The 12,506-nt window shown below is 60.1% G+C and carries 10 protein-coding genes; 4 read left to right on the forward strand and 6 right to left on the reverse strand.

All coding sequences use genetic code 11. The features are described 5' to 3' along the window. Nucleotides 1–108: 108 nt before the first annotated feature. Nucleotides 109–702, forward strand: a complete 594-nt coding sequence (locus AC1RTP_RS22735) for a PEP-CTERM sorting domain-containing protein (protein ID WP_498610745.1) — start codon at nt 109–111, stop codon at nt 700–702. Here the strand turns inward: AC1RTP_RS22735 and AC1RTP_RS22740 are convergent, their stop codons facing one another. After that, nucleotides 703–1,077 carry a GFA family protein gene (locus tag AC1RTP_RS22740; RefSeq protein WP_498610747.1) on the reverse strand — a complete coding sequence of 125 codons (375 nt, stop codon included), beginning with the start codon at nt 1,075–1,077 and terminating at the stop codon, nt 703–705. Nucleotides 1,078–1,274: 197 nt separating this feature from the next. Between AC1RTP_RS22740 and AC1RTP_RS22745 the strand changes: the two genes are divergently transcribed. Further along, nucleotides 1,275–1,844: an outer membrane beta-barrel protein gene (locus AC1RTP_RS22745; protein ID WP_498610750.1), complete on the forward strand. Its 570-nt coding sequence runs from the start codon at nt 1,275–1,277 to the stop codon at nt 1,842–1,844. Nucleotides 1,845–1,907: 63 nt separating this feature from the next. Here the strand turns inward: AC1RTP_RS22745 and AC1RTP_RS22750 are convergent, their stop codons facing one another. From AC1RTP_RS22750 to AC1RTP_RS22760, 3 genes are read right to left on the reverse strand one after another with little or no spacing between them, the layout of a single operon-like run. Next, nucleotides 1,908–2,603: a hypothetical protein gene (locus tag AC1RTP_RS22750; RefSeq protein WP_498610752.1), complete on the reverse strand. Its 696-nt coding sequence runs from the start codon at nt 2,601–2,603 to the stop codon at nt 1,908–1,910. A 57-nt stretch (nt 2,604–2,660) separates the two neighbouring features. After that, nucleotides 2,661–4,058 carry an alkaline phosphatase gene (locus AC1RTP_RS22755; protein ID WP_498610754.1) on the reverse strand — a complete coding sequence of 466 codons (1,398 nt, stop codon included), beginning with the start codon at nt 4,056–4,058 and terminating at the stop codon, nt 2,661–2,663. A 26-nt stretch (nt 4,059–4,084) separates the two neighbouring features. After that, nucleotides 4,085–5,548 (reverse strand): alkaline phosphatase, encoded by a 1,464-nt coding sequence (locus AC1RTP_RS22760; RefSeq protein ID WP_498610756.1) that lies wholly within the window; start codon nt 5,546–5,548, stop codon nt 4,085–4,087. 165 nt (nt 5,549–5,713) lie between these two features. Here AC1RTP_RS22760 and AC1RTP_RS22765 point away from each other — a divergent pair, with 165 nt between their 5' ends. Beyond that, nucleotides 5,714–6,658, forward strand: coding sequence for a DUF4424 family protein (locus tag AC1RTP_RS22765; RefSeq protein ID WP_498610759.1), 945 nt, complete (start codon nt 5,714–5,716; stop codon nt 6,656–6,658). 242 nt (nt 6,659–6,900) lie between these two features. Beyond that, nucleotides 6,901–8,481 carry an isocitrate lyase gene (locus AC1RTP_RS22770; protein ID WP_498610762.1) on the forward strand — a complete coding sequence of 527 codons (1,581 nt, stop codon included), beginning with the start codon at nt 6,901–6,903 and terminating at the stop codon, nt 8,479–8,481. A gap of 64 nt (nt 8,482–8,545) precedes the next feature. Here AC1RTP_RS22770 and AC1RTP_RS22775 read toward each other — a convergent pair whose 3' ends face one another. Both AC1RTP_RS22775 and AC1RTP_RS22780 read right to left on the reverse strand, forming a co-directional pair. Next, on the reverse strand, nt 8,546–11,383 hold the full coding sequence (locus AC1RTP_RS22775) for an EAL domain-containing protein (RefSeq protein ID WP_498610764.1): 2,838 nt from the start codon (nt 11,381–11,383) through the stop codon (nt 8,546–8,548). Nucleotides 11,384–11,454: 71 nt separating this feature from the next. Beyond that, a complete protein-coding gene (locus AC1RTP_RS22780; RefSeq protein WP_498610766.1) occupies nt 11,455–12,414 on the reverse strand; it encodes an MYG1 family protein in 960 nt (319 codons plus the stop codon). Nucleotides 12,415–12,506: the final 92 nt, after the last annotated feature.

Here is a 12,506-nt window from a genome sequence, read left to right on the forward strand (position 1 = left end):
TAAAACGTCGCCGTAACTGCTTGTTACTACAAGCGAAACCGGAAATATTGTCGTTATGGCATGATACGTGCTAAGACTGCTGAGTCATTTTTACTTTTAGGACTCAACATGAAAACTATCCGCCAGTTCCTTGCCACCGTTGCGCTGATCGCCCCGCTGTCCGCTTTTGCCTTCCCCATTGCCGCCCCCGGTACCGAGGGCAATCCTGTGATTGTCAGCGGCACCGATGACATCATCGCCCGCTACGAAGGCAATTCCGCTGCTTACAGCAACGACCTTTACCTCGTCACAAACGATGGCATCGCGGGCAACGACATCTTCATCTTCAACAATCACAGCTCCGCCGTTGGCTCCACTGTGAACCTGGGCGCCTTTGCGCTGGGTACTGAACTCGTCTTCCGACTGCACGTCAACAACACCAATACCGATTACTTCACAGGTTTAGCTGGCCGCAATCCGGACGGCTTTTTCCATGCGCGCGTCCAGGGGAACTGGGCTTCCAACACCACCCTGGTCAGCTTCGAAGACCTGTACAACGGTCCTTTTGAATTTAACGATCTGAGCTTCTCCTTCACGAATACCAGCACCCCAATTGACCCGAACGCGGTTCCAGAACCAGCCAGCGTATTCCTGTTCGGCCTGGGCCTGGCCGGCATCGGCGCAGCACGGCGCAAGCAAGGCAAGTCGCAAAAACAGGGCTGATCACCAGAGGTGCTTGCCGTCGATGACGGCGATATCCGCAGTGGCGGCATCAAAGTCATCGAACAAGCGCGCGTTCACAACCACCCGGCGGGTTTGCCCATCCCAGCTTCCATCGATTTCAAACGCCGGCGAATCGGTGTAGGTAGCGCAGCCGCACATGGGGCAAAAATGGTGCGCCACCAACCGGGTATTCCAGCGATACGTGCTGTCGCCGCTTGGCGGCGGCACGAGGCGGAATTGGGCGGGTGTGAAATTTGCTGTGAGCGCGCCCCGCTTGGCGCAGAACGAGCAGGTACAACGCGTTAGCTGCGGGGGAATTTCGCCATCGATCTCGAACGCGACGGCGCCACAGTGGCAACTTCCTTTGATCGTCATGGCTGGCTCCCTGCCTATTTATGCTGGAAGCGCCAATGTAGCGCCAAAAAACTTATGGGGAAGCCCAGGCCGAATCGTGCGCGGCGCGAAAATACAACGATAAATCATTGCATATTTGACTTGCTTAAAAACTAATTGCATTGTGGAAACCACATCTTTACACTCACGGCTTCCTCAATCCATAAGTCTTTATAAGCATGAAAAAGTTTGTATTCGCCGTCGCGGCCCTGCTGGCAACCATGGGCGCAGCCCAAGCCCAAACCCGTCCCCTGCATGGCGTGGTTGGCCTCGGCGTAAGCTTCGGCGGTGACGACCTGGCAACCGCCAAGTACACCAACGGCAACTCCCAAGACATCAAGGCCGGCAGCGGTGTGTATTTCACCGTCGGAGCCGACTACCGCATGAGCGAGCAGTTCTCGGTCCAGGGCACTTTCAACTACCACGTTGACACCACCGCTGCTAATAACGGCAACATCAAGTTCCAACGCTTCCCGGTTGAGCTGCTGGGTTACTACCATGTGAACAACGACCTGCGCATCGGCGCCGGCCTGCGTTACGTGATGGATCCGAAGCTGAGCAGCAGCGGCGTAGCGTCGGGCATCGATGCCAAATTTGACAACACCACCAGCCCATTGGCCGAAATCGAATACTTCTTTACTCCGCAATTCGGCATGAAAGTGCGCTATGTGAAAGAAACTTTCAAAGGCAAAGGCTATTACGACGTGAAAGCCAACCACGTTGGCATTTCGGGTAACTACTACTTCTAAGTCCGCGGTTCCCAAATAAAGAACGCCACCCTCGGGTGGCGTTTTTGCGTTTTCGGCACGTTGTCAGTCGAGGAAGTCGCCGTAGTCGCGCTGGGAGTAGCCTTTCAGCTGTTGCCATGGCAGCGTGGTGGTGAGCTTGGGCTCGGCCTGGACTTCCATGCGATGGAAGACTGTGGCTGCCTGGTCGCCGCTTTCGATGACCAGCGGGATCTGGCGCTGATCATCCCACAGTACGCGGCGGAAGGAGCCGTTGCGTACCAGCTCGCGCCAGCGCGCGCCTGCGACGGTGGATGGGCGCTGCGACAGCGGCATGGTTTGCACGACCTTGGGGTCGAACAAGTAGTAAGCGTTGGTCCAGGAGCCGTCGAAATCGACGTTGCCGTATTCGCCTTGCGGGACGGCGATAACCTCCTTGTTTTTTGCGTCGACGTATTCGAGCTGGGTCTTGTCGCCGGCTAGCTGCACGTGGCGTGGCAGCAGGACGGGATTGAAGTGCTTATGCACGCTGTGATCGTGGTCGCCAGCCTGGGTGGCGCCTGCGGCTGCGGCTTGCGGCGGGACGATGCGGGTGACCCAGACGTGGCCGGGGCGGCGCAGCATGGTTTCTTCGTAGCGGACTTCGCGGGTGACGCCTTCGGGGGTGATGGCTTTGCTGTAGTACTGGATGCGGAGGTCGAGGGGCGGAGCGGAGGTTGGCGTGGCGGCTTGGGCGCCAGCGGAGGCCAGTGCAAGGGCGATCATTGCTTTGCGGAGGATCATTTTTTTTTGAAACCGGTAATTCGGTGTCTGACCCGCAGGGTCAGACACCGTGCTACGTTAGAAGCCGAAGGCGGACTTCAGGAGAGTGAACACTTTCGTGTTGTCGATAGTGCCTTTGAAGGTCTTGGCGCCGGCGCCGGTGGCGAACAGTTTGACGTCGCCGCCGCCGTGGGTTTCGCTGGACAGGCGTACGCCGGTTTCCTGCAGGTAGTCGTTACCCAGCGCGACCGAGCTGTCGATGTTGGTGCGCAGGTTCGGGCGGTTCGGGCCGTTACCAAAAACCAGGGTGGTGTAGGTGTTGCCGTCGGCGTCCTTGCTTGGCTGGCCGGTCTTGTAGTCGCGGTTAATGTCCAGGATCGGGTTGCCGCGCTTGCCGTAACCGTTGAAGGCCAGGGTGTGGTCGTGGTCGGCTGTGACGACGATCAGGGTGTTGGCCAGGGTCGGATCGGTCAGCTTGGCTTTTTCCAGCGCGGCTTTGATGGCGTCGTCGAAGGCGATGGTGTCGGTCAGCGCGCGTTTGGCATTGGTGCCGTGCAGGGCGTGGTCGATACGGCCGCCTTCCACCATCAGGAAGTAGCCATTCGAGTTCTGCGACAGCAGGTCCATGGCCTTGACGGTCATTTCTGCCAGGCTTGGCTGGGTGGCGCCCTCGCCTACCGGCGGCGTTGCGGTGCGGTCCAGTTCATATTCCAGGTGGCTCTTGCTGCTGTACAGGCCAATGAACTTTTTGCCCTTCGGCGCTGCGGTCATCTCGGCCTTAGTGCCGGCCACGGTGTAACCCTTGGCAGCCAGTTCGGCCAGCAGGTCGCGGCCGTCGGCGCGGCCGGCCTTGTTGGTGGTGGCGTTGTATGGGGTGAAGTGGTTGCGGCCACCGCCCATCAACACGTCCACACCGTCGCCCAGCGCGGTGTTGTAACCTGCACCGCCAGGCACGGCCTGGGCTGCGATGGCGTATTGCGCGTTGCGATTGCAGATGTGCGAGAAGGTCGCTGCCGGCGTGGCATGGGTCAGTTCAGTGGTGGTGATCGAACCCACGGCCTTGCCCTTGGCCTTGGCCAGTTCCAGGATGGTGGCTGCTGCGGTGCCGTTGCCTGCTGCGCAGTTGTTCACGCCCAGGTTGCCGTTGACGTCCTTCGATGGCGAGGTCGCCACGGTTTCGGACGACATGGAGATGACTTCATTGGCCATCTTCACGCCGGTCATGTATGCGGCCATCGAAGGTGCGGAGTCGGTGGTCTGCGCGTCGTACGAATAGGTCTTGACGCGAGCAGTGCGCTCCAGCGTGTCCATCGTCAAGCTGCCGTCTTCACCGTACTTATAGATACGCGAAGCCGTGATGGTGGACGGGCCCATGCCGTCGCCCAGGAAAAAGATAATGTTCTTGGCTTCGCCCGCAGCGTTGGCAACGTTCGCGAAACCCAGCGCCAGTGCGGCGGCAATCAGAGTGTGCTTCATATTCGGTTCCAGTTATTAAAGTGTGATCACAGTCCGGCGGCGTTCTTCACCAGGGAGTTGACCTTGGTGTTGTCGATGGTGCCGTTGAAGGTGTCAGCGCCCTTGCCGATTGCGCCCAGGAATACGTCGGTACCGCCGTGGGTTTCGTTACCGGCAGATACACGCACCACAGCTTCCTGATGGTAGGTATTGGCGCTGGTCACGCTGTCGTCCAGGCTGCCCATGGCGGTGCGCGCGCTCTGGGTACGGTTCTCGCCGTTGCCGAAACCGATGATGGAGTAAGGCGCGCCGTCGGAGTCCTTGCTCACGGCGCCGGTGACGTAATCCTTCACCACGCCCAGCACGCCGGCGTTGGAAGCGGTGGTCTTGCCGGTACGCTTGGCGTAGCCGTTCAGCACCAGGGTGTGGTCGTGGTCTGCGGTCACCACGATCAGGGTGTTCTTCAGTTCAGGATCGGTGGTGCGGGCCTTGGCCAGGGCGGCCTTGATCGCGTTGTCGAAAGCCTGGGTGTCCTGCAGCGCTTTCTTGGCGGTGGTTTCGTGCAGCGCGTGGTCGATACGGCCGCCTTCCACCATCAGGAAGTAGCCCTTGCTGTTCTTGGACAGGACGTCCATCGCCTTGGTGGTCATGTCGGCCAGGCTAGGCTCCTTGGAAGGATCGCGGTCCAGGTCATAGCTCATATGGCCGGAGGTGAACAGGCCAAGCAGGCGGTCGGTCTTGGTGCCGTCGATTGCGTTGAATTCTGCAGCGTTGCTGGCGTAGGCGTAGTTCTTGGCCTTCATTTCAGCGATCAGGTCGCGGCCGTCGGCACGCTTGCCGCCATCCTTGACGGTCTGGAAGAACTGGCGACCGCCGCCCATCAGGACGTCCAGGCCGGTGGTGCCCAGCGCGGCGTTGTAGCCGGCGCCGCCAGGCACTGCTTGCGCAGCGATATCGTTCTCCAGGTCGCGGTGGCAGATGTGCGAATAGGTGGCGGCTGGAGTGGCATGGGTGACGCGGGTGGTGGTTACCACGCCGGTCGCCCGGCCCTGGTTCTTGGCCATCTCGAGCAGCGTTGGTACCGCCTTGCCGTTGGCGGCGCCGCAGTTGTTACCCAGCTTGTTGCCGTTTGCGTCAGCGATCGGGTCGATGGCCTTGGTGTCGGACGACATCGAGATCACTTCATTGTTCATCTTCACGCCGGTCATGTAGGCCGACATCGAAGGCGCGCTGTCGGTGACTTGCGCATCGTTGGAGAACGTCTTGACGAAGGCAGTTTCCGGCAGGGTGTCCATGGTCAGCTCGCCGTCTTCGCCGACCGAGTAGATGCGCGCTGCGGTCATGGTGGTCATGCCCATGCCGTCACCCAGGAAGAAGATGACGTTGGTTGGCGCCGCGGTATTGGTTTGACCGTCAGTGGACGTATTCGTCGAGTCGCTACTGCCGCAGCCGGCAATCATTGCAGCGATGGCGACGCTGATCGCCGCCTTCAGGGAGGCTTTGTATTTCATGTGTTCTTCCAGCATGGTTGAAAAACTGACACGATAGTGCCGCTTTGTGACGGCGCCATGACCGCTTCATAGCAAAATGATGACCAGATGTGGTTGCATATATAATAATTTTTTCTTTTTTTTGAGCAAGCCATGTCTCGATACCCATTCGCCCTGGCGGCGCTGATGATTCCCACCGCCGTACTGGCCAACGACGGTATTGCCGCGGTCGGTGTTGGCGGCATCGTGTTCGGCAAGACCGATGCCATCGCTATGAAAAAGGAAGTGCTGACCATCGGCTACGACAAGATCAGCGTTGATTACGAATTCCTGAACGAGTCGGCCAAAGACTTGGAGGAAACCATCGTGTTTCCCTTGCCGCCCTATCCCGCCGAGGCACAGCCCAGCGACACCCACTACGGCCAGCCGAATGGCTTTTCCATCCTGGTGGACGGCAAGCCGGTCACGTTCAAGAGCCGGCTCACCGCGCTGACCAAAGACGGGAAAGATGTGACAGCACAGTTGAAGAAACTGGGATTGAATGACGAGCAAATTGCCAATCCAAACCTGTTTGTCCAGGAAAACCGCCGAGGCCCTTATTTAAGCGAACAGCAGACCAGCGAGTTGACCAGGCTGGGCCTGTTCATCGATGGCTGGGAAGGAGCGGCCTGGATGGTCAAAATCGATTATGTCTGGACGCAGAAATTTGCAGCCAAAAAGCTGGTACGCGTCCACCACGACTACCGGCCATTTGCCGCTGCCGGCAGTGGATCGGAAATGTTCGATGAACGGTTCCGGCAGAAGTTTTGCGTTGATCAAAGCTTCCTTGCCGCGCGCGCCAGGACAATCGATAGCGGCCGAGGCTTCGACGGCAGCGACGTCTCCTACATTCTCACCACCGGCAATACCTGGAAACGCGGCATTGAAGACTTCACGCTAAAACTGGTCAAGCGCAAGCCGGACGAACTAGTCACCTTGTGCTTCCCAGGCTCATTCAGGAAGCTTGATGCCCTGACGCTCCAGGTTCACCTCAAAAACTTCAAGCCGGCACAAGACCTGCATATCCATTTTGCGAATGTCGACTATGAAGGCCATGGCAACAGCGGCGTCATGCCCGTTTTACCGCGCTAATTCCACATCGCGAAAAGTGAATCCCACATTGTAGAAAATCGCTTGGCGGCGCACCATGCCGCCGAGTTCATTCTACGAAAAGACATTTCATATCATGGCAAATGAAAAATAAGTCATTGAAATTCAACGATAAAATATAACTTATATGTCTTATATAAGACATGGTGCAACGCAAAAGAACGGCCTATCATTATCTCAAGTGCTTCGCCTTTCTTAATCCGCTTTTTTGCTAGGAATAGACCATGTCCCACTACCAAGACGACATCAACGCCATCGCCGCCCTGAAAGAACGTAACGGCAGCGCCTGGAACGCCATCAGCCCGGAAGCGGCCGCCCGTATGCGCGCCCAGAACAAGTTCAAGACCGGCCTGGACATCGCCCGCTACACCGCCAAGATCATGCGCGCCGACATGGCCCGCTACGATGCCGATCCATCCCAGTACACCCAGTCCCTGGGCTGCTGGCACGGTTTCATCGGCCAGCAAAAAATGATCTCGATTAAGAAGCACTTCAACAGCACCGACCGCCGCTACCTCTACCTGTCGGGCTGGATGGTTGCCGCGCTGCGCTCCGAGTTCGGCCCGCTGCCTGACCAGTCGATGCACGAAAAGACCGCCGTATCGGCCCTGATCAAGGAGCTGTACACCTTCCTGCGCCAGGCTGACGCACGCGAACTGGGCGGCTTGTTCCGCCAGCTGGACGCCGCTACCGGCGAAGCCAAGAAAGCCATCCAGGACAAGATCGACAACCACGTGACCCACGTCGTGCCTATCATCGCCGACATCGACGCTGGTTTCGGTAACGCCGAAGCGACCTACCTGCTGGCCAAGCAGTTCATCGAAGCCGGTGCATGCTGCATCCAGATCGAGAACCAGGTATCGGACGAGAAGCAGTGCGGCCACCAGGACGGTAAAGTCACCGTTCCACACGAAGACTTCCTGGCCAAGATCCGCGCAGTGCGCTACGCCTTCCTGGAACTGGGCGTTGACGACGGCATCATCGTGGCCCGTACCGACTCGCTGGGCGCCGGCCTGACCAAGCAGATCGCCGTCACGGCCAAGCCAGGCGACCTGGGCGACCAATACAACGCCTTCCTGGATTGCGACGAAGTTTCCGCTGACGCACTGGGCAACGGCGACGTGATCATCAAGCGCGACGGCAAGCTGCTGCGTCCTAAGCGCCTGCCTTCCAACCTGTTCCAGTTCCGTTCCGGCACTGGCGAAGCACGCTGCGTACTGGACTGCATCACCTCGCTGCAGAACGGCGCCGACCTGCTGTGGATCGAAACCGAGAAACCGCACATCGGCCAGATCGGCGGCATGGTCAAGGAAATCCGCAAGGTCATCCCGAACGCCAAGCTGGTGTACAACAACAGCCCATCGTTCAACTGGACCCTGAACTTCCGCCAGCAAGTGTACGACCGCATGAAGAACGCCGGCGAAGACGTTTCGGCCTACGACCGCGCTGCGCTGATGAATGTCGAATACGACAGCACCGCGCTGGCCATCGAGGCAGACGAGAAGATCCGCACCTTCCAGGCCGACGCAGCACGCGAAGCCGGCATCTTCCACCACCTGATCACCCTGCCGACCTACCACACCGCGGCACTCTCGACCGACAACCTGGCCAAGGAATACTTCGGCGACCAAGGCATGCTGGGCTACGTGGCCGGCGTGCAGCGCAAGGAAATCCGCCAAGGCATTGCCTGCGTCAAGCACCAGAACATGTCCGGTTCCGACATCGGCGACGACCACAAGGAATACTTCAGCGGCGAAGCTGCCCTGAAGGCGGCCGGTAAAGACAACACCATGAACCAGTTCTAAGCCTGCACCTCCAAAGCAAGCAACGCCACCTTCGGGTGGCGTTTTTTATTGGGGCCCGGCGTCGTCAGGCGGTCTGCTGGCCGCGGCCGGCGTGGTACAGCTGGTAGGCCTCGGCCACCAGTGCTACCAGCGTCTCCGGCTGCACCGGCTTTTCGATGAATTTATAGACGGCGCCCATATTGATTGCCTGGCGCGTCGACTCGGCGTCGTCGCAGGCGCTCAACATGATGCGCAAAGCATCGGGGTACATACGCCGCACCCGGCTCAGGACTTCGACCCCGCTGAGGGTCGGCATGCGCTGATCGCACAGCATCACGGCCACTTCGTTGCAGGCCAGGTATTCAAAGGCTTGTTCGGGATCGCTCGTGGCGTGCACCCGGTAGCCTTCATTGCTCAATACAAGGTCGAGCAATTCCAGCATATGGGTATCGTCGTCCAGCACCAGCAATGCCGGTGCGTCGGGCGCGCGCCCGGTCAAGTGGCCCGGCAGGCGGTAGTCGGCGCGCAGCAGTTCTTCCAGCGCCTCGGCCGCTAATGGCTTGCTGAAATAGAAGCCTTGCACGATATCGCAATTGCGCTGGGCCAGCAGCGCCAGCTGCCCTTCCGTCTCCACGCCCTCCGCCACGACTTCCAGGTGCAAGCTGTGCGACATGGTGATGATGGCGTCCGAAATGGCCAGGCTGCCCGGGTCGGTGGTGATTTCCCGTACAAAGGAGATATCGAGCTTCAGGCGGTCGATCGGGAAGCGCTTCAGGTAGCTCATATTCGAGTAGCCCGTCCCGAAATCATCGATGGACAGTTCGACCCCAATCGCCTTCATGCGCTCCATCATCGGCACGCTGTGCTCCGGGTCGGCCATCGAGATGCTTTCGGTCAGTTCCAGCTCCAGGCAGTGCGCATCCAGGCCGCTATCGGCGAGGGCTGAGCGCACCACGTCTTCCAGTTCCTTTTGCGCGCACTGCCGCGCCGAGATATTCACGGCCACAGGCAGCGGCGGCAGGCCTGCATCCTGCCAGGCCTTATTCTGCTTGCAAGCGCGGCGCAGCACCCATTCGCCGATAGGGATGATCAGGCCCGATTCTTCGGCAAAGGTGATGAAATGCCCCGGCCCCAGCAAGCCTTTCTCCGGATGGCGCCAGCGCAGCAGCGCTTCCAGTCCCACTACGCGGCCGCTGCGCAGGCTCACCTGCGGCTGGTAATGCAATTCGAATTCATCACGTTCCAGCGCAAGGCGCAAGCTGGCGCCCAGCTCCAGCTGCTTTTGCGCGCGTAGTTGCAAGTCCTCGGTGAAAAACTGGAAGCCGTTGCGCCCCAGCTCCTTGGCGCGGTACATGGCGGTGTCGGCATGCTTGATCAGGATTTCCGCATCGGCGCCATCCTGCGGGAATGCGGCCAGGCCGATACTGCAATGAATCTGGATATCACGCCCGGCCAGCGCGAGCGGCGCGGCCACGTTTTCCAGCACGGTGCGCACGCGCTCAATCAATTGCGCGTCGCCCAGCGCACCCTGCTCTCCATCGCGCAGCAAGAGCACGAATTCGTCGCCGCCAAAGCGCGCCGCCGTGTCGCGCGGACGTATGCTGGACTCAAGGCGCAGCGCCACTTCGCGCAGCAGCTGGTCGCCGGCCTCGTGGCCAAGGTTGTCGTTGATTAGCTTGAAGTCGTCCAGGTCGATGAAGGCCACGACAAGGCGTTCGCCATGCCGCTGCGCGCTGCCGATTGCCTGGTTCAGGCGGTCCAGCATCAGGCTGCGGTTAGGCAAGCCGGTCAAGGTGTCGAATTGCGCCTGGTGCGCCAGTTGGTCAGCGTCGTTGCGCGCGTCGGTGATGTCGCTGATGATGGCTACGTAGTGGCTGGGCGGCCCGCCATCGCTGTGAACCGGCGCAATACTGACCTCATTCCAGAAGGCTTCGCCATCGCGCCGGTAGCCGCGCAGCACAGCATGGGCGCCGCGTCCTTCGCGCATGGCCAATCCGACTTCATGCAAGCCTGGCTGGTCAACATCGCCGCGCACCAGGAAATCGGCTGGTTTGCCCAGCACCTCAGCCGCGCTGTAGCCGGTAATGCGCTCGAATGCCCGGTTGACGTATTCGAGCGGGAAGCCCGGCTTGCCCAGGTCCACGATCATGATGCCGTTGAACGTTGATTCCATCGCCCGCTCGCGCAAATGCAGCGCGGAGCTCATGGAATTGAAGACCGTGGCCAGCTCGCCGATTTCATCGTTCTTGTCTTTGACCTGGGCGATCGCGCGCCGGCCGCGCCCCAGCTCAAGGGCCGCGTCGGTCAACTGGCGCAGCGGCGCCGAGACTGCGCGCGCCAGGTAGAGCGCGCTGCCCAGTGCCAGCAGCAGCCCGGCCACTGCAAGGACGCTGAGCAAGCGCATGGCCTGCGCCGCAAAGCCGGACAAGTCCTTGTACAGCGGCGTGTATTCGAACACCAGGCCCGCGACGATACGGTTGGCCGAGTCACGCACCGGCACCACGATCTGCTGCAATTCCGGTTCAGTCTCGGTGGCGGCCTCCGTCATTGTCCGCGGCTGGCCATCACGCAGGGTCTGGGCGATGATGCCGCGCCGCACGCCCTCTTCGATCTTGGTGCCGATATGCTCCTTGGTGACGTCGGCCAGGATGGTGAGATCCATCGCGACCACTTCCAGGTCGCGCTTTTCGCGTTCTGCAATAAAGTCGATCAGCTCTTGGTAGCTCTTCTTGCGCGAGGCGGGCGTGTCGTATTCCGTTTCGAAGGCCACCAGGGTGGACATGGCCTCCGCCACGTAGCGCGCCTCGGTGTCGATAGAACGCCGCGCAAGTTCGCGCATTTCGCCGATAGTGAAGACACCGGCTATGCCTATAACGGTAAAAACCGCTGCAATGACAGTTGTAAGCTTGGTCGAAATGCGCATGGCTTCCTTTCCAAGGAGCTGAGGCTATAGATTAGCCTATTTCCCCGTACAGGAAGCACTTAGAAAGCGACCTATCTTACTTGCATATTGGTAGCAACATCCTCCAATGCCAGCGCCGCCATGGCGCGAATTCCCGCGTATGACTTGGCCGATGCGATGAAGCGGCCGTTGTGACAGAAGCCCGCGTCCGGCACGCCGGTAACCGCCGCCAGGTCGGCATCGCGCAGGCCAGCCCACGCTCCCGGCAAATCCGCCCGCGCATCGAAGCTCTCGGCGCTGACCGGCACCGTATGCAAGATGTGGCGCTGTTCGCCGATGCTGTAGCTGATCACGAACAGCACTTTCGGCATTTCCTTGCGCACCACCTGGCTCCACGGCAGTGCCCCGTTCTTCAGGAACAGCACTTTGCCGCCTTCCAGTACCTCGCCCTGGCGCACCTGCTCCAGCGCCAGCAAGGCGCCGACGCGGTAGCGCACCGCATTGACCATGACATCGGCCAGCAGCGCCATCGCACGGCGGAACTGGGCCAGGCGGTATTCCTCGGCTGCCGCGCCGTACCCCAGCCTGTCCTCGTCCATCCAGTTGGTGTTGAAACCGGAGACCACCGCCGACAGGCCATAGCCGCCCGGCGCGCTCTTGGCCATGCCGACGTCCGACATGTCGAGGTATTGCACCACGTCGGCATCGATGCCATAGGCGATTTCCCGTGCCTTGTCGTCGGACAGGGCCTGCCCGGTATGCGCCAGGGCCAAGGCGCTGACGCAACGCCCGCCGTATTCGCGCCAGACCAGGCCCGCGCTGGCGTAAGGCACGCCAGACTGCCGCGCCACCTCAAAGCCTTTTTGATGGTGGTCGAAGCGGCCCGTTGCAGGGTCGTAGACGCCGCCGACATCGACCGCGAAATCGGCCGTATCGATGATGGCCTGGTCGCGCGTGCGGACAATCTCGGCGTCAGGGAATAAAACGTTCAGAACAGCGACAGCCCACGCATCGTCTGCGTGGAACTTGCCGCTGTGGGTCACTATAAGCATGCGTCATCCATATCGTTGAAACTACAGTCATGATATACCGTGACACAATCCAGATACGTTTCCTTCCTATACTTGGCTCAACCACCAACACT

The organism is Pseudoduganella sp. GW821-FHT11H04 (assembly GCF_058807935.1).